Here is a 22995-nt window from a genome sequence, read left to right as displayed (position 1 = left end):
CGATACTCGTTTTTGATTCGTTCATTTGAGGATTTTCCGATGAGTCTCACGCCTGCCGAAACTACGACACCGACCTCCAAACCAGCGAGCCGATGGCCAGGGCTGGTTGTGCTCGGTTTCGCGGTGGCTGGCCTCTCGAGCTTTCTTGTGTGGGAACATGTGCTGAAAGACCATTTCGTTGCCAAACGTTTCGGCGTGGTCATTCCCGGCGAAGTCTACCGCAGCGGACAAATTTCCGACGCCATGCTCGAACCGACGGTCCGCGATCACAAAATCGCCGCCATTATCGACCTCAACGGCATTGAACCCGATTTGCCCGGTCAATCCGCGGAAATCGCAACCGCCCGGAAAATGGATCTGGAGCATTATCGTTACCAACTCGGCGGTGATGGAACCGGTGATATTGCCCGTTATGCAGATGCGATCGAGACCATCGCGAAATGTCGTGCGGAAGGGAAACCGGTGCTTGTCCACTGTGCGGCCGGTTCGCAACGCACCGGCGGCGTGGTTGCGAGTTTTCGCGTCTTGGTGCTGAAACAAGACCCGAAAGACGCCGTCGCCGAGATGGCCCGCTACGACTGGGACCCGGTTGAGGATGTCGATCTGCTCGCCTTCGTCAACGGCCACATGCCCAAACTCGCTGAAATGCTCGTCGAACGCGGCGTCATCGAAGAGGTCCCTAATCCGCTACCGTTGCTGCCGACACCGTAATGAGGCAAGTGACCAGGGACAAGAGGCCAGAGCAGTCAAGCTCGAATCCGCACAACTGGCCATTTGCCACCTTTTCACCAAAGACGACAGCACTTCGGCCCTGGCCCGTAGTCTCTTGCCTCTTGCCGGAACGCCGCTGCTTCTCTTGAATCGATCAAGTTGCTACGATTGTGACGTCCGCTAAGCGTTACAATGCAAGCAACCGAAATAGAGACCAGGGGAGCAGCAACATGGCATCGGCCAATCCGTTTGGAGCCGAGGGAAAACTCAGCGTCGGCGACCGTGAATACAAAATCTTCCGCTTGCAGAAACTCGCTGAAGACGGCATCGGCCAGATCGATCAGCTCCCGTTCTCCATCCGCGTGCTGCTCGAAGCCTGCCTGCGAACTGTGGATGGATTTATCGTCAACGACGAGGACGTCAAAAACCTCGCCACCTGGGACGCGAAGAACGTCAAAAAGGTGGAAATCCCCTTCAAACCCGCCCGTGTTGTGCTGCAAGACTTCACCGGCGTGCCCGCCGTCGTCGACTTGGCCGCCCTCCGCAGTGCGATGGTCCGCATGGGTGGCGATCCCAAAAAGATCAACCCGCTCGTGCCTTGCGATCTCGTCGTCGATCACTCGGTGCAAGTCGATAAATTTGGTTCGCTGTCCGCTTTGCAGTTCAACGTCGATCGCGAGTTCGAACGCAACCAAGAACGTTACCAATTCCTGAAATGGGGCCAACGAGCTTTCAATAACTTCCGCGTTGTTCCACCAGCGACGGGTATTGTGCACCAAGTCAACTTGGAATACCTCGCCAATGTGGTGATGGAAAAAGACGGCGTGCTCTTCCCGGACAGCCTCGTTGGCACCGACAGCCATACCACAATGATCAACGGCATCGGTGTGGTCGGTTGGGGCGTGGGTGGGATCGAAGCCGAAGCGGTCATGCTCGGCCAACCCATTTACATGTTGATGCCGGAAGTCGTCGGGTTCAAACTTACCGGGAAACTCCCCGAGGGAGCCACCGCGACGGATATGGTCCTGACCGTCACGCAGATGCTGCGGTCGCACGGCGTGGTCGGGAAGTTTGTGGAGTTCTTCGGCCCGGCTCTCGACACCATGTCCCTCCCCGACCGAGCCACCATTGCGAACATGGCTCCTGAATACGGGGCCACAATGGGCTTCTTCCCGGTCGACGACGAAACGCTGAACTACATGCGTCGCACGGGTCGGACAGAAGACCAGGTCGCACTCGTCGAAGCGTACAGCAAAGAACAGGGCTTGTTCCGTACGTCCGAGTCCGCCGATCCGACCTTCACCGATACGCTCGAACTCGACCTCGGAACCGTGGTCGCGTCTATGGCCGGTCCGAAACGACCGCAAGACCGCATCGAACTGACCGGCATGAAAAGCCAATGGCGGCAGGATCTCAGCCTGACGTTCAACAAAGGCTCGGAAGACAGCACCAGCACCATTAACAGCATGAACGCCGAAGGTCCGATGGCTGCGGAAAGTGCGGCCACAGCCGTCGCTGATCCGGGGTTTGACGGGGTCGAAGTCAACTACGAAGGTGAAACCTTCCCGCTCAAACACGGTGCGGTGGTGATCGCTGCCATCACAAGCTGCACGAACACCAGCAACCCATCCGTGATGATCGGGGCCGGTTTGCTCGCTCGCAACGCCATCAAACTGGGTTTGAACCGTCAACCTTGGGTGAAAACCAGTTTGGCTCCCGGCAGTCGGGTTGTAACGGATTACCTGAAACGCTCCGGCTTGGATCAATCGCTGGATGCGATGGGCTTCCAAACCGTCGGCTACGGTTGCACGACCTGCATCGGCAACAGCGGACCGCTGCCCGAGGAGATTTCGAACGCTGTCGAGGAAGGCGATTTGGTCGTCTGCTCCGTCCTCTCCGGCAACCGGAATTTCGAAGGCCGGATCAATCAGCACATCAAAGCGAATTACCTCGCCAGCCCGCCGCTCGTTGTCGCCTACGCGATCGCCGGCACGACTGATATCGACCTGACGACCGAACCGATCGGCCAAGATCAGAATGGGAACGACGTGTTCCTCAAAGACATTTGGCCATCGCAGCAGGAAATTCTAGACACGATCAATTCGTCCCTCTCGCCGGAACAGTTCCGCAGCGAGTACGATCACGCCACCGAAGGCCCCGAACAATGGAAAGCCCTCCCGACCAGTGGCGGCGACCAATACGACTGGAACGAAAGCAGCACGTACATCCAAGAACCACCGTTCTTTGTGGACATGCCCGCCGATCCGCCACCAATTTCCAGCATCGAGAATGCTCGTGTGCTCGTGATGGTCGGTGACTCGGTGACGACAGACCACATCAGCCCCGCCGGTGCCATCAAACCCGATAGCCCCGCCGGGAAGTTCCTGCAGAAGAATGGCGTCTCTGTCTTCGACTTCAACAGCTACGGTTCGCGACGTGGAAACGACCGCGTGATGACTCGCGGCACATTCGCGAACATCCGGCTGCGAAACCAACTTGCCCCCGGCACCGAAGGCGGCGTGACGACCTACCTGCCGACCGGCGAGCAAATGTCGATTTACGATGCCTCGCTGAAGTACAAGGAAACCGGCACGCCGCTGGTTGTCCTGGCAGGCAAAGAGTACGGCACGGGGTCTTCTCGCGACTGGGCCGCCAAAGGCACATTGTTGCTCGGCATCAAAGCCGTCATCGCCGAGAGTTACGAACGTATCCACCGTTCGAACCTCATTGGCATGGGCGTGTTGCCGTTGCAATTCCGGGAAACCGAAAACCGTGAAGTTCTCGGCCTCGACGGCAGCGAAACCTTCGCCATCGAACTCTCCGACGACGTCAAACCCGGCGAAGCGATCACCGTCACCGCGACCAAGTCCGACGGCGAAACCATCCACTTCACCACACTGTGCCGCATCGACACCCCCGTCGAAGTCGAATACTACCGCAACGGCGGCATCCTGCACAAAGTGCTGCGAGACTTGGCGAAGTCGTAGTTCACACGCACAAGCCCGGTAACACGGGCTTGTGCTCGGATGGCACGCCCTGACGCAAGGAAGGGCGTGGTGATCGATCACTATTCCCGCAGAGCAATTTCCGGAAACATCGCCACCTTTTAAGATGGTAACAAGATCGACTGAAGGAACGTTCGCCACGCTCTTCGCAAGCTCAGAGCGTGCCACCCGAATGTTGTCATGAACTGTAACATGGTCTATTTCGACGTCTCCGGTGGCTTTGGCTTGCGGTGTTTGGCGAAGTGGGGGCTGCGTTTGCGGTAGTCTTTGGGTTGGGCGACTTGGTGGTTGATCCACTCGATCACGGCCGCATAGCCTAGGGACTGCGGGTCCCTGGGCATGTAGCTGTTGACGACCGCCAACACGCGGAAGCCACGTTTGAGCTGAAAGCTGAGCGTCGGGTCGCCCAACTCGCGGGCGATCACCCGAAGTGTGTATTCTACGGGTGTGAACGTGTCAGCGTATCGGTGGTACCCTGCCACCCGTGCACCGGCGCGGATTCGTCGGAGTTCCAGGTCGCGGCAAAGTTGCTCACGGGCCTTGTAAATCAGCTTGCCGATGCCCATGCCTTGTGTGTCGGGGTCGACCATTAAGTCAGCACCGTACAACGTTTTGCCCGAGGCGTCATGGTTCGTAAAGTAGCCCTTGTCGGTGAAGGTGTTCCAGGAATCGGTGAACTCGTAGTCGTCCCAATTCACAATCAGTGAAGCGGCATACCCCAGCACACGGTCGGTTGCGGATTCGACAGCGACAAGCTGCCCCTCCGGGAACACATCCACATGCGAGTGGAAATACTCTTCGGTCCAAGGGTCCTCATTAGGATAAATGCGAAGCCCCAACTCACGGACGGCGACAAAGTCAGAGAGTTGCAGACGACGAACATGGGCCTTGATCGGACGAAGCTTACGCGGAAAAGACGTCATCAAACGACCTATACAAGCCGGCAAATGACCTCCGCGGTGTTCAACGAAACGCGTCGGGCAACGCAGTGCCGTCCTGGCGTGCCATCGCTATTGTATCCACAACAAGGCCGTCAATCACGTCCCCATCAACAACCGATTCTTCTGTCCCCATCAATACGTATCCATCCCGCAGACTGACAATTCAGATGGTATTCGGACTTTGGGTCGCCTGCTAAGTCTGCGGCTATTACTTATGCAGAATCAGTTTGCCGTTGCGGGTGAGGCGGAGGCGGTAGGTTTCGCCTGCGTGGACGATGCGGAGTTCTTGGGAACCTTTGAGGAGCTCTTCGGAACGCACGACGCTTGGCGACTCGGCGTTCTTGGGGGTGGATTCGGCGGGGCGATCGGATTGTTCAGGTTCGGCCATCATGTTCTTTCAGGCGTCGCGATTGTCGGATAGTGGCAGCCGCTCCCCTCGGCTCCGCACACATGCTAATGAGACTGAATCTCAATTTCAATGCCAGTTCCTCACTTACCGTCGGATAATTCTCTCTGCAGAATACCCACAACCCATTCCCGATTCTGCGAACCTCCTCAATCCATGTCGCCGCCGCTGTCGCTCTCATTTCGCGTGGAACAACTCCTCAATGGGGTGCGGATCGACACGTTCCTCACGCGTCATCTGCGAAATTACACGCCGTTTCGCTTGCAACGCATGATCGCTGCCGGTTGCGTGCAAATCGATGCTGTTGTCGTCGATCTCGATACCCGCATGCGAACCGGCCAATGGGTCACGATTCGCCTCATCGAACCACCCGACAAACTCCTCGAACCCGAACCCGGGCCGTTGGAGATTTTGTACGAAGACGCATGGCTCGTGGTCATCAATAAGCCCCCCGATTTGGTGACGCATCCGGTGGGAGAATTCCAGACCGGCACACTCATCAACCGTTTGCAAGCCCATCTCGATCAACAGACACCATTGCCGGGATTGTTGCGACCGGGGATTGTGCATCGGCTTGACCGCATGACAAGCGGGGCGATTGTAACGGTCAAGGAACACATCGGGCACCGTGGCATGTCGCTGCAATTCGAACGTGGCGAAGTCCGCAAAACTTACTTAGCACTTGTCGAGGGCGAAATGCCCAGTGATGCGGGCGAGATCAACCTGCCGATCGGCCAATCCGTGCGGATGCCGACCGTGTTGGTCTCGACCGAACCCGACGCCCGCCGCCAGAAAGCCGCCGTCACGCAGTATGAAGTCGTGCAACGGTTCAAGGGCCACACCCTCGTCCGAGCGTTTCCGCTCACTGGACGGGTGCACCAAATTCGAATTCACCTCGCCTCACTGGGACATCCCGTGGTCGGCGACGAATTTTACGGCCAATGGGGAGTGATCAAAGCCGATGCATCACCGACCGACCGTGAACATCGTCACGCCTTACACGCCGAGACGGTACGGTTTCGTCATCCGTTGACGCACGCAATCATCACCTGCACCGCTCCGCTGCCGAGCGACATGCAAATGATGATCGACGAATTGTGACCGTGACTTTTTCACTCCTCCGTGGCTTCGGCCGGTGGCATCTCTTCTTCGTCGTTGCGAAGTTCCTGTACGTGGGCTTGCACGAACAGGTACAGGTTCTTCCCGCCAGCCTGCGGACGATCGGCGAACGTCATCCCGCCGATGAGCATAGGTGTATCGACCGGCACACGAACGGTGGTGGAGATTTTTTGAATGTCGACACGCGGGCGATCGACGACGGCTTTGAGTTGAGCCGGTTGGTTGCTCTCGCCGACGACTTGCTCGACTTTCTCCAGCACTTTCGACTCGTTGAGCAAGCACACGCGGCTACGGACATCGAGTAAAATCGTTTGCCCTGTGGTGTTCGTGACCGGCGTAAGTTGCAACGCTGCCCCGGTTTGTAACAGGTTCATCTGCGGTTGATATCCCATGACTTCCTGCCCCATCACGGGCGTGATGTTGGTCAGAAAGTGTTGCTGTCCACCGGCGAGAGTGTGCACGGTTTGGCCGTTGTAACACGTCACGACGGCATGCCAACCGGTCGTGGAATTCGCGTTCTCCCCCTGCTTCACGGCTGCCTGATCAGTCAGAAACTTCCGCCAGTTTTTAGGTTCCACCAGACCGAACGCCTGCCGATCTTCCGGGCCAACTTGTTGATTCGGGTCGGCGAGCACCGTAGTCAGTTCGCCTTCTCCCAGCCACACCCACCACGCCTGCACCGACACCGTTCGCAACGTGCCCCAGCGTTTGCGGAACAAGTTGAGCAAATCGCTGATTTGTTGATGTGTGTGGTCGTCGGCTGAGATCAGGAGGTTCGAACCCAGTTGCGTGATCACACCGTCTTCGTCCCACAACTCCGGCGAGATCGTTTGCTGAATCGCGGCAGTGAGACTGTTCATTGTCGTTTGCATCGAACTTGGATCACCTGTGACGGCTCCGAATTGCTGCATGGTTTTGACCCCGGATTGCGTCTTGAGTCCGTGCGTGGAATCGACATTGAAGAACCCGGCTCCGCCAAACCCACCGCCAGCACCACCGGGAGCCGCCGCAGTTCCGCCACCGCCAGCAAACATCTGACCGAAACCGCCGTTGGTCGAGATGGCATCTTCGAACAGAGCCGGATACGCGGGGGCAATCGTGAACAAATCACTCAGGTCATACACCCGAATGGAAATGCCCCGCCCTTTGCCATCCGTGAGACCGGAGCCGATTGTGGTAAATCGGCGTTTGCCAAGTTCTTTTTGCTGAGCGGAACGCAGCTGACTTTCGAGCTGACGAATCTGTTGCTGGAGTTCGGTCACGTCTCCTTGGGACCAGCCCGACGTGGGAACGAGTACCGTCAACGCCACACAAGCAGCAAACACAATCCTGCGACTTCGGATCGGCATTTTAAATCTCCTGGTACAAACACACGAATCACCGTTGATATGCAACCAACCGCGTGTATTGCGCAAGAGATTTGAGATCTGCCGATCGACCTTTTGCCGCTAGCGTTGTGAAGCGTCGAGTTCTTTCTCCACGGATTCGATGACCGACTTTTGGAAGGTTTCCACTTCCTCGGAGGTCAGCGTGCGATCTGGAGCCCGCCAAGTCACGCGGGCGATATAGGACTTCTGATTCGCCCCGAGTTGCTTGCCCCGGAACTGACTGTCGAACTCGACCGATTCCAACAGCGGCCCGCCCGCCGAACGCACGACGTCGGCCAGTTGCCGCCAGGAAACTGCTTCGTCGAGTGCGAAGTTGAAGTCACGTTGCATGGCCGGATACTTCGGCAGCTCTTCCATCTGCGGCGTGAGATCGGTCAACCGTTCGAGTGCCGCCAGACTGACTTCCGCGACAGCCACCGGATCTTGCAAACTGAGACGGTCACCGACATTCGGGTCCAACTCGCCGAGCCAACCCCACGGTTCCCCGTTCAACAGAAGTTCCGCACCGCGACCGGCAACGAACTGTGGAATGTCCGACGGTTGCACTTCGAGTGTTGCAGTCCGATTCACCCGGCGAGCCAGCGTTTCGAGCACGCCTTTGAGTTCCCGAAACGAACGCCCGGAAACGAGACCGATCATTGTCGGTTCGACTTGCTCCTCCGCTGTGCCGGGTTTGGCAGCGAGATAGACCTTGGCGATTTCGAACAGTTGAGCGTTCGCGTTGCTTTGACGTTCGTTCTCGCGACGACTTTCCAACAGGCTGGGAATCAAACTTTGCCGGAGCGTGTTGAGCCGCCGAAAATCGCTGTGTTCGATCGTCAGCGGCTTCGATTCCGGACGCGGTTGGAACAGCGAGCGGGAATCGTCTGTTACCAACGACGGCGTAATTGCCTCGAAGAAACCGGCGGCGGTCAGGATATCGCGGACCGTGTTGACCGTACGTTCGCGGAGCGTCGGAGCGCTGGCGGTCAACGGAACGTCGGCATCATCGGGAATCTTGTCGTAACCGTGAATCCGGGCGACTTCCTCGATGAGGTCCGCCTCACGCGTCAGGTCACTTCGCCACGATGGTGGGACGAATTCGGTATGAGCATCGGGGTTCGCGCCGGCTTCCAGACCGAGTTCCACTAGGATCTTCGTGGCCGTCTCGCGGGGAATGTCGATGCCGAGAATTCGCTTCAGTTGCGAGAACCGTAGCACAATCGGCGGACGTGACGGCGGTTCGGTGCGACCGGCCACGACAGAACCACCAAGCACTTCGCCACCGGCAATCTGATGAATCAACTCGCAACAACGTCGGCTCGCCCAATCGATTCCCGCAGGATCGACACCGCGTTCGAAGCGGTACGACGAATCACTGTGCAACTTCAATTTTCGCGCTGTCGAACGGATCGAGAGAGCCGCGAAGTCCGCCGCTTCGATCAACAAGTCTGTTGTGCCCTCTTCGACTTCCGTATCCGCCCCGCCCATCACGCCCGCGATGGCCACCGGTCGGTCGGCATCGGCAATCACAAGGTTGTCGGTATCGAGTTCGTAATCTTTGTGGTCGATCGCCGTCAGTTTTTCTTTCGCTTTCGCCGGTCGCACGATGATTTTTCCGCCGTGCAATTTCGCAAGGTCGAACGCATGCAGCGGTTGCCCGCATTCGAGCATCACATAATTGGTGATATCGACGACATTGTTGATCGGGCGATAAGTTTCGTATTCCTGCTTCTCACTATTGAAACGGAAGCTGGCGGTCTGCAGTCGTCGCACCAGCCAGTCGGGGCTGGGACCGATCTTCACGCCACGAATGACCCGCGCAATGTACTGCGGACACAGCGATTCGTCTTCGATCGTCACGCTCGTGACATCGCTGGCTTTGGTGGTGGAATCGACAAGGTGCGGCGTTGGGATGCTCAAGGGCTGATCAAATAACACACTGATCTCGCGAGCCACCCCAATGTGCCCCAAACAGTCGGACCGATTGCTGGTGACTTCCAGATCGATCGCGACTTCGTTCTCGAGCGGACGATGCACATCTTCGAGATTCAATCCCGACATCGTCAGCCGATCGGTCAATTCCTCGACCGACATCTCGAGCGAAACGTATTCTTTCAACCAATTCCAACTGACAAGCATGATGATTACTCAAAACTAAGTGATTCCTGAATCATTCCATTGATTCGATTCAGGTCAATTTGCAGGTGATGTTTCGAAAGACGAATTAGTCCGCCCGAAAAATTTGGCAGCGTGGTGAGCATGTGACGATAGCAAACCCGCCTCCGTGCGAACACAACCTCGAACGTGCCAGTCGTCCGGCATGTGCCCTGACTTTAACCCCACGGACACACGGATGTGCCCCAACCCATCATGAGTTGCCGCCAACGCCAGCTCTCCTTCCAGCGACTCCCAAGTCAAATCGCCTTCCCAACCATGAGAGTGTTCGGCCATTTCTTGGAAAAAAGCCATCGGCGATGACAACTCGTAACCAGCCCAAACCCGAATTGTTGCAGACAAATCTTGATTGACGATTTGAACCGCGTAGCTTTCAAGTTCTTGGGATTGATCGATCGGAGCCCGATCAAAAAACCGCAAACTTCCCACACGATCGACACTTGGCAAGAGAAATTCCAGAACGATATCACTCATCGGACTTGGTCGTCGCCCTTTCAGTGCCATCTCTAAAGTTCAAATCGTTCCTGTAATCTAGCTGGCGATGCGTATCCTGAAAAGTGCCGGTGATTCGGTTATGCTGTTCTGGCAGAAATCACACGCCTACTTCAGACGGAAACACCGGATGAAAGCCATTCGTACTTTGGAACGCCGTGACTCCAGTTTGACGATTGGGTCGGCCTTGTTAGGACGGATTCGGGAACGTCGCGCTTCGATTCGGCAAGCTGTCCATGATGGCGACACGCTGAATGTGGAAGCCAACGGCGATTTCGGTGTGCGTTTGCTGGGGATCGACACGCCGGAGGTCAGCTTTCGTCTGCCACCGGGACGGGCGTTCCCGATGATCTCCAGCCCGGCGTGGAAAAAGTTCCTGACCGATCCGTTCGCCGACGACTACGGCCCGTTCAGCCGTGAACTTCCAGCCGGTTTGATTCGCCACATCCAAGCCGCTGCCGGTCCGACCGCTGCGGAAACGCATTACGACGCAGCTCGACAATCGGAAGACGCGTTCGAATCGCTGATCGAACACGACATGGAAGTCTTGGAACAAACACCGGACACATTTCGCTTCTTCCTGGCATTTGCGTTCGAAGTGATGGATGGTTACGGGCGGTTCCTGTGTTACATCAACCGCGAGCAACCCGACCGTAACCAGCCCGAACCGCGGCCGCTCTCGTACAATGAACGCCTCTTGGAGTTGGGCCGGGCATTTCCGTATTTCATTTGGCCGAATGTCAATCCATATCGGCGAGCGAACATCATCTCCGACGCCGTCATTCCACCGGGAATGGCGAAGACACTGGCCGACGACGATTCGACAATCCGCCAAGCTCGGCAATCGGTCGGAAACGCCCGCGCGAACCACCTTGGCATTTTCGACGCGATGAACCCCGTCACGCTGGAACCGTTCGAACTGCGTTGGCTCGCAAGCCGCTCCGCTCCCCATCGCTGGGTGATTGATCTCACCCGCAACGACGATGTGTTACTGCGTCCGGAGAATTATTACACGATCCCCCACCCCGAAGACCGGTTGTTCATCCCCGAACATTTTGTGCCACTCTTCGTGGAACGCGGTTGGAAACGCGAAGCATAAACGCCGGGTTTCCTTCGAAAATCCGGGCTGCACCACTCCCCAACGAACGGCAAGCGGACTACAACTCTGGGACGTAGCAACATCCGAGAGAACGCAAAACGAACCAAGCGATTATGGGATATCGAAATCTCGCGGCATGCGTAGCCGACTTGGAAAAACACGGCGAACTCGTGCGGATCGAGACGGAAATTGATCCGTATCTCGAAGCCGCCGAAGTGCAACGTCGTGTCTATCAGGCAAGCGGACCGGCGGTGTTCTTTGCGAATGTGAAAGGCTGTCGATTCCCGATGGTGTCCAACCTGTTTGGCACACCGGAACGCACGCGGCTCATGTTCCGCGACACGCTGGAATCGGTCAAAGCGCTGGTGCAGTTGAAGACCGACCCGGCAGCCGCGATGAAACATCCGCTGCGGAACTTGAAATTCGTCCGCACGCTCACGCACATGTTGCCGCGGAAGACACGTCGCGGACCGGCAATTCAACATCAAACCACACTCGACCAACTGCCGCAACTCGTGAGTTGGCCGGATGACGGCGGTCCGTTCGTGACACTTCCGGCGGTCTACACCGAACACCCCGACAAACGCGGTTTGATGCAATCGAATCTCGGCATGTACCGCGTGCAAATTGCAGGAAACGAGTACGCACCGAATCGTCAAATCGGGCTGCATTACCAGATTCACCGCAGCATCGGCGTGCATCATGCGGCGGCGATTGAACGCGGCGAACGCTTGCCGGTGAATATCTTCATCGGTGGACCGCCCACGATGCCACTTTCCGCCGTGATGCCGTTGCCGGAGGGGTTATCGGAATTGACATTCGCTGGTGCGATCGGCGGACGTGCGGTGCGAATGATCGTTGGTCACTCGCCACTTCCAATCTACTCGGAAGCCGACTTCACCATCGTTGGCAGCATCGATCCGCACGCCACGTTGCCGGAAGGTCCGTTTGGCGATCACCTCGGGTATTACTCGAATCAACACGAGTTCCCGGTGATGGAAGTCGACGCGGTCTACCATCGCGAAGGAGCGATTTGGCCATTTACCACGGTCGGGCGACCGCCACAGGAAGACACATCGTTCGGCGAGATTATTCACGAGATCACCGGACCGGCGATTCCCTCCGTCATCCCTGGCGTGCATGCGGTCCACGCGGTCGATGCGGCGGGCGTGCACCCGTTGTTGCTTGCCATCGGCAGCGAACGCTACGTGCCCTATGCCCAGGATCGTACGCCTCAAGAACTACTTACAAATGCGAACGCCATCTTGGGCCAAGGACAACTCAGCCTTGCCAAGTATCTGCTGATCGTCGCGAAGGAAGACAATCCCGAACTCGACATCCACGACATCCCGCAGTTTCTCCGGCATCTCCTGGAACGCGTCGATTGGACCCGCGACCTGCACTTTCAGACGAAAACCACGATCGACACGCTCGACTATTCGGGACAAGGACTCAACCAAGGCTCGAAAGTTGTTATCGCCGCCGCCGGGAAACCGCGTCGGGGATTGGGAACGGAAGTGCCAAGTGGAATCAATTGGCCGAGTGGCGTGCGAGACGTACGCGTGTGTTTGCCGGGAGTGCTGGCGATCGAAACTGCCGACGACTGTTTGTGTCCACCGGAAAACCTCGGAGTTAGCGAGCAACTCCAATCGTTTCCGCTGATCGTGGTCGTCGATGATGCCGACTTCACCGCCCGCACGCTGAATAACTTTCTGTGGGTGACATTCACTCGATCCAATCCCGCGACGGACATTCACGGTTTCGATCAATTCGTCGAGCACAAACACTGGGGATGTCGCGGACCACTCGTCATTGACGCCCGCATTAAACCACACCACGCCGCACCGTTGGTCGAGGATCCTGCAGTGACGAAGCGAGTTGACCAACTCGGTGCTCCCGGCGGCCCATTGCACGGCATCATTTGAGTGAAACGATTTTCGCGGCGACTTCTGGTAGCATGTCGAGTCCGCTGGATCGAACCGGCGGTCTGCCACATGTCTCGAATGGTTCTGCGCTCATGGATCCAACGACTCATAACTTGTTTATTCTTGCCGTCGGAGTGGCCGTCGTCTTAGGCGGCATTCTGCTATTGCGGTTGCATGCGTTTCTTGCGTTGGTGTTCGCCGCCCTGCTCGTGGCGGCGATGACCACGCCCGACATGCTCGGAAATTATGCCGCTCAAAAAGGTTTGAACGCGAACGCGTTGGAATCGCTGCAGAATCAAACGGTGGGTGCACGCGTCGCCGACGCTTTTGGTTCGACGGCAGCGAAGATCGGCATCCTCATTGCGATGGCTTCGATCATCGGCAAGTGTCTGCTCGATAGCGGTGCGGCGGACCGAATTGTGCGGTCGGCAATGAAACTTTTCGGCGAACGGTTTGCACCGCTCGCGTTCGTCTTCAGCGGGTTTCTCCTGGGAATTCCCGTGTTTTTCGACACCGTGTTCTACCTGATGATCCCGCTCGGCAAAGCGATGCGGCTGCGATCGGGCAAGAACTATTTGTTGTATGTGCTCACGATCGTCGCGGGTGGGACGATGGCCCATTCATTAGTCCCACCGACACCGGGACCGTTATTTGTTGCGGAAGAATTGGGTGTGGACATCGGTCGGATGATGATCGCCGGTTGCTGCGTCGGTCTGTTTACAGCGGCCTACGGGTACTTTCACGCGTTACTGATGAACCGATTTTGCGAACTGCCGCTGCGAGAATCCGCTGACTTTTCACTCGCCGACGCCGAACGAGCGGCTCAAGTGGACGAAGCGGAATTGCCGCCGCTCTTCTTCTCGCTGTTGCCGATCGTGTTGCCGGTGATTCTGATTGGCGGTTACACCATCAGTAAACCGTTTCTCGATGGACAATGGCAAAGCATCGCGGCGACTCTCGGTGACAAAAACATTGCCCTCACGATTTCCGCAGCGTTCGCACTGGCTCTTCTGATGTGGCATAAGCGGACGAGTCGCGAGGACCTCGCCGATGCCGTCGGGAAAGCTTTGTCGAGCGGCGGCGTGATCATCTTGATTACATCCGCCGGTGGTGCATTCGGCGCGATGTTGCAACAAACCGGCGTGGCGGGATTGATCGAATCCATCTCCCCCCGCGATCCGACAATCGTCATTTGCTTGGCGTTCTTCATCACCACTGCGATCCGCTCTGCACAAGGTTCGTCCACAGTCGCGATGATCACGACTGTCGGAATCCTCGGCGGAATGGCGTCGCAATTGAGTGTCGATCCGGTGTATCTCGCGCTCGCGATCGGTTGCGGATCGAAACCGATTTCCTGGATGAACGACAGCGGTTTTTGGGTCATCACGAAAATGAGCGGCATGACGGAAGCCGAAGGGTTAAAATATATCTCCCCCATGACCGCCATCATGGGCTTGGTCGGACTTGTCGTCACCGTGATCGGCGCACAAGTATTACCACATCCGTTTGGTTGATCATGGAAAACGAACTATTCGAAATCTGCGTAGAGCGAAATCCCGATCCAGACGATCAACGACAGCGGCTGATTGCAGCGATCGAGGGAGGTGCGGAGATCCTGGCGACCGATAAAAACGGGGTGACAGCGTTGCATCATGCGGTGCGATTTCGCAGCCCGACTGCGGTGCAAACCCTCATCGAAAATGGTGCGGATGTAAACGCAGCATGTCGACGGAATGGCTCGACACCCCTGCACCGTGCGGTCACTCAAACCGGTGCGCCCGGAACAGCGGGACGGTTGACGGAAGCACGGCAAATCGTGCAACTCCTACTCGACGCAGGAGCCGACCCAACGATCACCAATCGAGCCGGGAAAATTCCAGCCGAGTATGCAAACGATACAGCCATCCGAGCGATGTTAGCCGACGAGAACTGCGGCTAATCGCCTGATGGCGTTTTTTATTCGGAAACATTCGGCGACTACTGAAACCAATACCTGGAAATAGCGATGCCAGAATTGCTGGAAGGCGTCATCGACGAATTTGGCCAAATTACCTTGGTCCAGACAGTTCACACTGGCTGCAGACGTCGTGTTCTGGTGATTGTATTGGACGATGCCTCCCCGGGTGCTGCCGATCGTTCTGTGGCACCATCGGACACCGTGTTCACCGACCAGCGATACATACTCGATAAGCAATTAGGTTCAGGAGGAATGGGCGAGACGTTTCTCGGAAAGGATTCGCTGACGAATCAAAGCGTTTGTATCAAGCGACTACGACCGCATTTTCGCCGCGCGACGATCATTCAAGAGTGGCAATCACTGTCGCGGATCCAATGCCCAAACGTTGTGCGGTATTTCGATCACTTTGATCGCGGGGGCCAATTTCACCTCGTGATGGAGTATATCGACGGCCCCACGCTCGCGCAGAAAATGCAATCGCAGCTCAGCGTTCCAGAGTGTCTTTGGCTTGGCCTCAACCTAATGTGGGGACTCAAAGCGTTTCATGCACTTGATGTGATTCATTGTGATCTTAAGCCCGAAAATATCCTTATCCACCCGACAACGATGCTCGACGAACCAGGTCAGGCGTGGGTACCTGTTATCATCGATTTTGGATTGGCAGTGCTTGATCAGCATGACGACGAAGGAGTTTTGACGGCCGAGGGACGAGTTGCCGGGACGCCGATGTACATGGCTCCAGAACAAGTTCAAGGATGGATGCTAACAACAGCGTGTGATATATACGCCGTTGGCTTGATTCTTTGGGAGGCGATTTGTGGACGACGTCCGTTCAATGGAGACGTGTACGGTGCGATGGCTGCAAAAGTTAGGCAGACAGACGGTCTGCGACTCGAATCGCCACCAAAGAATCTACCGGCGGCAGTGACGGAGTTGGTGACTCGATGCACGCATCCGAATCCATCCCATCGACCTTCAGCCGACGAAGCCGCCAAGATTCTTGAGAGCTACTGTCGATAAACGTAAAGAATTCCGGGCTTAGTAATCGCAATTTTTTTGACGAGTTTGTTATGCGAATTGGTCTTTTCATCCCGTGTTATGTCGATCAGTTCTACCCCAATGTCGGCATGGCGACGGTAGACGTGCTCGAACGCTACGGACGTTCGAAGTCGCCGGATTTGACGATCGACTTCCCCGAGGCACAGACGTGCTGCGGGCAACCGATGGCGAATGTGGGTTGCGTGAAAGAAGCGGAGCCGCTGGCCAAACGGTTTCTAGAAATCTTCAAAGATTATGACTACGTCGTGTGTCCGTCGGGAAGTTGCACGGCGATGGTTCGGCATCATTACGAAGACTATCTCGCGGGACAGCCGGGGTTCGAGGAGTTGAAGTCAAAGACGTTCGAACTTTGCGAGTTTCTGCACGATGTCCTACAGGTCGACCACATTGAAGGCCAGTTTCCGCACCAAGTCGGTCTGCATAATAGTTGTCACGGTTTGAGGGAACTGCGGCTCGGCAGTGATAGTGAACGTGTGACGGCTCCCTTTAGCAAGGTCAAAAAACTGCTCGAAGGACTCGAGGGGATTTCGTTTTCTGATTTGACGCGGCCGGATGAATGTTGTGGGTTTGGGGGCACGTTTGCCGTCAGTGAAGAAGCCGTCTCCTGCATGATGGGCGAGGACCGCATCCACGACCACGAACAAGCTGGCACGGAAGTTCTGACGGCGGCGGATATGTCATGCTTGATGCACCTGAGCGGGCTCATTCACCGTCGCAAAAAACCCATCCGGGTAATGCACGTCGCGGAAATCTTCGCTGAAAGTGTGAACCGCGCGTAGAAAAAGCCGCCGGTTTTGAGCCGGCGGCTTCATTGCTTCGCGAAGAGTTATTCCGTATCAGACTCGGCTTTGGTTTCCGATTCCAACTCCACAGGGCTGTCTGCGTCAGGTTCAACGGCTTCCTTTTTCGGCTCATCGAAGTCAATCGGCGCGTCCACGGGAACGTCAAAATCAAAATCGACCTCATTGCCGAAACGTGGCAAGTTCACGACTTCGCCACCACTGATCGTGAACAAGGCTTTGATCGTGTCTGGTTCCAGGTCTTCGGCGTTGAACGTATCGACGCTTCCATCCCAGAACGCGGCGATGAAGCCATCGCTCGTTCCGCCGAGCTTTTTGATCGTATCTTCGATCTTGTCAATGGCGACGTCCAAGTCATCGGGAGCGGTCCACGGCACTGCAAATTCCGGTTTAACGGTCACGAAGAGCAAGGTGTTCGATGTGCCATCTCTCACATCCCGAAAACGATTATTCTTGCCTTCTTCGATCGTCATCCCCTTGCCCTTGGAGGCCACATACTGGGTGTACCCAGGCTTGGCGTCGTCAGAGGCTTTGTAAACCTCGGGCATTTGTTCGAGCAATGCCTTGTTGTGTTCGCTATCCCACGGTTCGTCGAGCTTGAATTGCTCGTACAAGTTTTGACTTTCGATGAACGGCAAGAGCCGAACTCGCCAACTCAATTTCGGGCTTTCTTCGTCGGAATCCGGACTGGTAAACGGTGATTTGTTGAAAGTATCGTGATAGTTATGGAAGCTGATAGCGATTTGCTTGGCATTGTTCTTGGCGACCATCTTCTTGACCATGAAGTCCTTGGCTTTCTGCATGGTTTCCTGAGCCGACTCAGGAACCGAAAGCGAGATCGTCATTGTGTCGCCGTCGATTTTGGCTTGCAGGCTTTCGTAGACTTGGTCGGCGAGGGTTTTCATCTCGCTGGCAATCTCTTCGTTGTACTGTTCTTTCAGCGTCGCCATTTGGCCGTCTTTGGCTTGGCCAAGTTGCTCGCGGAGTTTGTCGAATTGATCTTTCAGCCCCTGGACCGTCGCTGCATCTTTGGCATCGACTTTGGTCTTGAGTTTGAACCCCTTGTCGTAGTCCGCTGAGATCATCAGCCCGTTGAGTTTCTCTGCCAATACGGTGGCATCGGGAGCATCGGGCATCCGTGGTGCTTGTTGGGCAAGTTGTTTCAGTTCCTTGCGGAAAGGATTCAACCGGGCCACGAGTGCAAAGGTTTGGTCCACCGAGTTACCCTCGATCGACGTTAAGAGCTCACCCTTGGATTTCGCTCCCAACAATGCCGACATCCCAGTTGCCGTGGCAATAACCAGGGTGTTCTCATCGGGAGTGGCCATCGCGACGGGTGGCTGTCCGCTTTCGAGAGTGATGAATTTGAAGTCGCCAACCGCTCCCTCTTTGACACGTTGGCCCATTTGTTCGGCTTTGGCCTTCAGTGTGTCCAGTGCGAATGGTTTGCTGAGACGAATGATAACGCCACCGTCCATCTCAGGAATTCCCATTTGGGCGGCGTTTGGTGGCATCAACCCAGAGCGTCCGGGCCACAATGCGATCGAAACCCGCTCGATGTTTTCCGGCTTAATGCCGCTCTGCGCTTCGAACATGGTGAGTCCCATGTTGAACTGCATCCGTTCTTGATCACCCATTTCCGCCATCAACGGACTGTTGAGAATGTCCTGCGGTTGGAAGGAAAGCAGCAGTGCAGCGTCAGTCGGGACGTAACCCAACTCAGAGACGGCTTGGGGAACCGAAATCATCACGGTCTGCGGTTCCGTGGCACCTCCATCGGTTGGTTGGCCGGTTTCAGCACCGCCGACAGTTTCACCAGGCTTGTTCTCAGCGTTTTCTGCGTCTTGCTTGTCGGCACAGGCCATCGGGATCAGCACTGAGACTGCAAGCAATAACAACCAAAGTTTGCGCATCTGGGTTACTCCATTCGAGATTTTCTCGGACGAACCGGCACCGACCGATTCCGAAAGCGAGAACAAAACCGTTGGAGACTAATGTAACCGCCTGATCGAATTTTCGCCAATGACGAAGACCGACGGTATGTAACAACCCCCCGAAAATCAGGCGGCTTCCGTCACACCCAAATTGTTGCGAATCCGATCTAAATGTTGACGCAAGGCCGGTTCCTCGACAAGTTCGTCCTGCACACGTTTCACCGCATGAAGCACGGTACTATGGTGACGACGACCATAAAACTCGGCAATCGACTGCAACGGTTCATGGGTGAGTTCGCGGGACAGATACATCCCACATTGCCGAGGACGAACAATCTTGGCCGAACGGCCTGTGTCACGCATACCAGCCAACGTGACACCGAAATGCTTGGCGACCGCTTTCGCGATTTTCGATAAGGTCGTCGCGGGTGGTCGTTTCTCGGCTGAGAGTTCGGCTCGGACGGAATCCACCGAAATCGGCCGCCGATGCAATCGCGAAGTCGCCTCCAATTGCATCAGCAGCCCCCAAAGTTCTCGCGGAGAACCGACGCATCGCGTAGAAATCTCCTCGATCACGGCATCAGAAACGGCCAAATCTTTGAGCTTCGCGAAATGCCGCAGCAAACGCTCTCGACTTTCCAACGAAGGCAACCGCATCCCCGCCACGATGCCGCCGTGCCAACGATCAATCAGCCGTGGAAGAAAATCGATCAAACCACCCGGCGGAGTTTTGGCACAAAAGATCATCCGCGCATCGAGTCGCACCAATTCGTCGATCACACTGACCAGTTGCTGCTGTGTTTCGGATCGCCCGGATAACCCAGTTAGGTCCTCGCAAACGAAGACGTCGAGTTCGCGGTACTTCTTTTGGAACTGCGGGATCGACTTCCGCTGCGACGCCTCTGCAAACTCGGCAGCCCATTGCGAAGCCGTGACTCGTTGCACATTCAGACCGGAATTCCCGGCCTGCATTTGCCGTAAAATCGAACGGATCGCCAGTGATTTCCCCACACCGGCTGGCCCCTCAAGATACACGGTTCGAGCTGCTTCGGGCGTCTCGTTGGCGAGCCGAGTCAGAGCGGTCCACGCAAAGCGATTTTCTGGTAGAATCAGAAACGATTCGCCAGTGACAGGCGTCTGTCTGAGGATGGTGTGGGCCATAAACGTCCCCGTCCTCACCATGCCGAAAGCTAGGTAGCTCGAAACTTACGAAATGACAGCAACCATCCTGATTTGGCGGGCGAACAAACTACGGACAAGCCTATGGATCAAACTCCAAAATCCCGTCAATCAAGACTGGCTCTCACGGTAGTTTATCCGACCCGGGCGACTTGCTGCAAACCCAGTTTGCGTTAAGGTTTAGTGAGGGCTAACCCTGCACTGTTCATTTGACAACACCTTCTAAGGAAATCCCAATGGCAACTCCGGTCAATTCAAGTGTGGGAGGGCTTTTTGGTTTCTGTACGAGTTTCGTCATGCTGACGAGCACGATGTCGGCGGCCCCGCCTTCGACCGCTCAGCTGACGGAAATGAAGCAGCAATGGAGTCGTCAAATCACCCAAGCCAGTCAAACCCTGAAGTCAGATGCAACAAACGTGAACGCTCTCTCACGTCGTGGGGATGCCTATTTTTTCTCCGGTGAATTCGACAAGGCGGTCGCCGACTACGAGAAAATGGTTGAACTCGATCCAGATTTGGCCGATTCCCATTGGCGACGCGGGATTGCCTACTTCTACGCTGGACTCTACCCGAAGGCGGCGGCTCAATTCGAAGCGTACCACAGCTTTGACGACGTGGACCGCGAAAACGGTATCTGGCGTTATCTGTCACTTGTCAAAGCCAAAGGTCTCCCGGCGGCAAAGAAGACGCTCCTCAAATACCGGAAAACCGATCGCGAACCGTTTCCGGCTGTCTACCAGTTGTTCGAAGGACAGCTCACACCCCAGAAGATTCTGACGCAAATTCAAGAAGCGGAAATCAGTAAGCTCGAGCGAGAGAAACGACTTTTCTACGCCCACCTCTATATTGGTCTCAACCATGCTGTTTTAGATGAAGACGAGCTAGCTTTAAAGCATTTGCAACTGTCGACCGAGAACACATGGCCGCTAGAGGCTGGGTATGGCCCGAACTGGATGTGGCATGTTGGCCGACTCCACGCCGATCGACTTCAAGCCGCAAAACAATAGTCCCGTTCGACGACAAACTAGTATCGCTGAAGGTTAGTCCTAGCAGCTTCGGTCACGCGGATATCAGAAGACTTAGACAGTCTCACTGCACTTCTAGTATCAAAAAAAACGCCACTTGAGACTAGTCCCAAGTGGCGTTCGTCGATCTACTGTTGTGCCTGTTGTGATTCGGCAGCTTCAATTGCTTGATCGTGAGCGTCAATCTTTTGTTGTCGCTCTGCATCCATTGGAGGTGGTTCCGGTGGTTCGCTAGACCCACATCCAAAACCGAGAAACACGACACACAGAAGCACTAGGTTTTTCACAATTCAATCTCGCTATTTCAAGTTGTTGCAAAGTCCGGGTACCTCACTAGGAAATCACTAGTCAATCTACAGTTCACCCGGAAAGTCCGATTGTTAGAATTCTTCGACAGTCAGTCCATCTTTCGAGTGACTGATGCGTCGCATAACTTCGTTATCGATAGTGTAGCTGATCACCACAACAGCCCCGTCGGCCATACAGGCATTCATACCGCCGGTATGTGCTGAGCCGAAGTACGGGTGCCAGTTGGTCCAGTTGACACCACCAGCATCTGTCACGCCTACAGTGTTTGTTGGGGCTTTGTTATCAGGAAGTGGCGGAATGCCGTACAGCGTGCCGCTTGAGTTTCGACCGGCACCATAGCGGATCACGCATTCGTCCCAACCAGCATTGTTCCAGCGTTCGTTGTCTCCACCGTCTGAGTGATGACGATCTGGGTGCAAAGCTTTTTCGGCGACCATCATTGTGTTGGAGGAACCATCGCGAATCCGTTCGACCGTGGTTTTTCCGGCGTCGGTCTGCATCACGACACCTTTTGTTCCGTTGTTGTCCGTCCCACGAAGATCGCCAGGGGCACGCTCACCAGCGTTTCCAGCATAGTCAAGCCGATAGAAGCCGTTACCATCAGGAAGAGGATCGCGACGAGTCGGGCAGTAGTAGCCTTTCACAGCTTGCTGCGCAACTAGGTTCATCGTCCCAGCCGGATCGTTCTCGTCACCTAAGTCGAACAGATTCTGTTGTTCCATGTAAGGCAAGATGTGATAGGCCCAGCTCCAACCACGACGAGTCGCCGAGTTGCAACAAGACGTTAGCGGATCGCCATCGTTGCCATCGCGAGCCCCGTTGGGCAGATGTTGATAGACATCTTGAAAGTTGTGAAACGCGAGCCCAATTTGCTTCAGGTTGTTTTTACACTGTGTTCGCCGTGCGGCTTCACGGGCTTGCTGAACGGCAGGCAATAGCAAAGCAATCAGGATTGCGATAATAGCAATCACAACGAGCAGTTCAATCAGAGTGAACCCTCGTCGATTAGCCAACCTAGAATTCGAGACCATTCTGAGAAACCTTTCTTAAGAAGATGATGTACTTCACAAAAGAAACTAGCAATTCACACTTTGTGAAAGGCTAACCAACTAGCTTTGTTAATTAGGATGCGTCCACGTTCAGCGGTTATGAGAGCGTTTTGAACACGACTTCAACAGTCGTCATACTCTTTAAAGCAACAGGTAGGGTGTGCTTGTTTGTTCAATACAGTGGGTTCAGGCAAGGTGTTTCTGGCAGGTGCACTTCGGCGAATGTTGGTTTGTCTATACAGTCTTCATGTCGACTTGTGTTCGTTTAGATAGACGTTAACTCCCTAGCTTCGAAGTGATTTCGCACGACTGCTGCATGCGATGGCAGAATCTTCTCTAGAAATATGAAGTTCATATGAAAGCGAAAAAAAATTCCGATCAATAGGACACTTCTCGCTAATCGCCACCGCGTTTGAATTGGTATAGACACAGAAAAGCCT

At 55.5% G+C, this 22995-nt stretch carries 18 protein-coding genes; 10 read left to right on the top strand and 8 right to left on the bottom strand.

The features are described 5' to 3' along the window. Nucleotides 1-39: 39 nt before the first annotated feature. The gene (locus AC5DDB_RS13630; RefSeq protein WP_491740280.1) at nucleotides 40-711 is read left to right on the top strand and encodes a tyrosine-protein phosphatase; all 672 of its coding nucleotides are present in this window, start codon (nucleotides 40-42) and stop codon (nucleotides 709-711) included. Nucleotides 712-941: 230 nt separating this feature from the next. Further along, a complete protein-coding gene (gene acnA / locus AC5DDB_RS13625) occupies nucleotides 942-3698 on the top strand; it encodes an aconitate hydratase AcnA (RefSeq protein ID WP_491740279.1) in 2757 nt (918 codons plus the stop codon). A 215-nt stretch (nucleotides 3699-3913) separates the two neighbouring features. Here acnA and AC5DDB_RS13620 read toward each other — a convergent pair whose 3' ends face one another. Beyond that, the gene (locus AC5DDB_RS13620) at nucleotides 3914-4639 is read right to left on the bottom strand and encodes a GNAT family N-acetyltransferase (protein ID WP_491740278.1); all 726 of its coding nucleotides are present in this window, start codon (nucleotides 4637-4639) and stop codon (nucleotides 3914-3916) included. A gap of 226 nt (nucleotides 4640-4865) precedes the next feature. Continuing rightward, entirely contained in the window at nucleotides 4866-5048 is a 183-nt protein-coding gene (gene hemP, locus AC5DDB_RS13615; protein WP_491740277.1) for a hemin uptake protein HemP, read from the bottom strand. A 171-nt stretch (nucleotides 5049-5219) separates the two neighbouring features. On the opposite strand from hemP, the gene AC5DDB_RS13610 reads away from it, so the two are divergent. Then, nucleotides 5220-6164 (top strand): RluA family pseudouridine synthase, encoded by a 945-nt coding sequence (locus AC5DDB_RS13610; protein ID WP_491740276.1) that lies wholly within the window; start codon nucleotides 5220-5222, stop codon nucleotides 6162-6164. Between the two features lie 11 nt (nucleotides 6165-6175). Here AC5DDB_RS13610 and AC5DDB_RS13605 read toward each other — a convergent pair whose 3' ends face one another. From AC5DDB_RS13605 to AC5DDB_RS13595, 3 genes are all read right to left on the bottom strand, one after another. Continuing rightward, complete coding sequence (locus tag AC5DDB_RS13605) at nucleotides 6176-7531, bottom strand: hypothetical protein (protein ID WP_491740275.1); 1356 nt, start codon at nucleotides 7529-7531, stop codon at nucleotides 6176-6178. A 99-nt stretch (nucleotides 7532-7630) separates the two neighbouring features. After that, on the bottom strand, nucleotides 7631-9691 hold the full coding sequence (pheT, locus tag AC5DDB_RS13600; protein ID WP_491740274.1) for a phenylalanine--tRNA ligase subunit beta: 2061 nt from the start codon (nucleotides 9689-9691) through the stop codon (nucleotides 7631-7633). A 54-nt stretch (nucleotides 9692-9745) separates the two neighbouring features. Then, on the bottom strand, nucleotides 9746-10201 hold the full coding sequence (locus AC5DDB_RS13595; RefSeq protein WP_491740273.1) for a DUF6228 family protein: 456 nt from the start codon (nucleotides 10199-10201) through the stop codon (nucleotides 9746-9748). 148 nt (nucleotides 10202-10349) lie between these two features. Here AC5DDB_RS13595 and AC5DDB_RS13590 point away from each other — a divergent pair, with 148 nt between their 5' ends. The 6 genes from AC5DDB_RS13590 to AC5DDB_RS13565 all read left to right on the top strand — a co-directional run bounded on the left by AC5DDB_RS13590 (nucleotide 10350) and on the right by AC5DDB_RS13565 (nucleotide 17038). Then, the gene (locus AC5DDB_RS13590; protein WP_491740272.1) at nucleotides 10350-11318 is read left to right on the top strand and encodes a hypothetical protein; all 969 of its coding nucleotides are present in this window, start codon (nucleotides 10350-10352) and stop codon (nucleotides 11316-11318) included. A 113-nt stretch (nucleotides 11319-11431) separates the two neighbouring features. Then, nucleotides 11432-13243 carry a UbiD family decarboxylase gene (locus AC5DDB_RS13585; protein ID WP_491740271.1) on the top strand — a complete coding sequence of 604 codons (1812 nt, stop codon included), beginning with the start codon at nucleotides 11432-11434 and terminating at the stop codon, nucleotides 13241-13243. A 92-nt stretch (nucleotides 13244-13335) separates the two neighbouring features. Beyond that, the gene (locus AC5DDB_RS13580; protein WP_491740270.1) at nucleotides 13336-14757 is read left to right on the top strand and encodes a GntP family permease; all 1422 of its coding nucleotides are present in this window, start codon (nucleotides 13336-13338) and stop codon (nucleotides 14755-14757) included. A gap of 2 nt (nucleotides 14758-14759) precedes the next feature. Next, on the top strand, nucleotides 14760-15182 hold the full coding sequence (locus AC5DDB_RS13575) for an ankyrin repeat domain-containing protein (RefSeq protein WP_491740269.1): 423 nt from the start codon (nucleotides 14760-14762) through the stop codon (nucleotides 15180-15182). Nucleotides 15183-15248: 66 nt separating this feature from the next. After that, nucleotides 15249-16220 (top strand): serine/threonine protein kinase, encoded by a 972-nt coding sequence (locus AC5DDB_RS13570; RefSeq protein WP_491740268.1) that lies wholly within the window; start codon nucleotides 15249-15251, stop codon nucleotides 16218-16220. Nucleotides 16221-16270: 50 nt separating this feature from the next. Next, nucleotides 16271-17038 carry a (Fe-S)-binding protein gene (locus tag AC5DDB_RS13565; RefSeq protein WP_491740267.1) on the top strand — a complete coding sequence of 256 codons (768 nt, stop codon included), beginning with the start codon at nucleotides 16271-16273 and terminating at the stop codon, nucleotides 17036-17038. Between the two features lie 47 nt (nucleotides 17039-17085). Here AC5DDB_RS13565 and AC5DDB_RS13560 read toward each other — a convergent pair whose 3' ends face one another. Both AC5DDB_RS13560 and AC5DDB_RS13555 read right to left on the bottom strand, forming a co-directional pair. Beyond that, nucleotides 17086-18972 (bottom strand): DUF1559 family PulG-like putative transporter, encoded by a 1887-nt coding sequence (locus AC5DDB_RS13560; RefSeq protein WP_491740266.1) that lies wholly within the window; start codon nucleotides 18970-18972, stop codon nucleotides 17086-17088. A 147-nt stretch (nucleotides 18973-19119) separates the two neighbouring features. Beyond that, entirely contained in the window at nucleotides 19120-20154 is a 1035-nt protein-coding gene (locus AC5DDB_RS13555; RefSeq protein ID WP_491740265.1) for a helix-turn-helix domain-containing protein, read from the bottom strand. Nucleotides 20155-20468: 314 nt separating this feature from the next. Here AC5DDB_RS13555 and AC5DDB_RS13550 point away from each other — a divergent pair, with 314 nt between their 5' ends. Beyond that, nucleotides 20469-21179 (top strand): tetratricopeptide repeat protein, encoded by a 711-nt coding sequence (locus AC5DDB_RS13550; protein ID WP_491740264.1) that lies wholly within the window; start codon nucleotides 20469-20471, stop codon nucleotides 21177-21179. Nucleotides 21180-21577: 398 nt separating this feature from the next. Here the strand turns inward: AC5DDB_RS13550 and AC5DDB_RS13545 are convergent, their stop codons facing one another. Next, nucleotides 21578-22519 (bottom strand): DUF1559 domain-containing protein, encoded by a 942-nt coding sequence (locus AC5DDB_RS13545; RefSeq protein WP_491740263.1) that lies wholly within the window; start codon nucleotides 22517-22519, stop codon nucleotides 21578-21580. Nucleotides 22520-22995 lie beyond the last annotated feature (476 nt).

This window comes from Thalassoroseus sp., assembly GCF_984380535.1.
The sequence above is the reverse complement of the archived record's forward strand: the minus strand, read 5'-3'. Positions and strand labels throughout refer to the sequence as shown.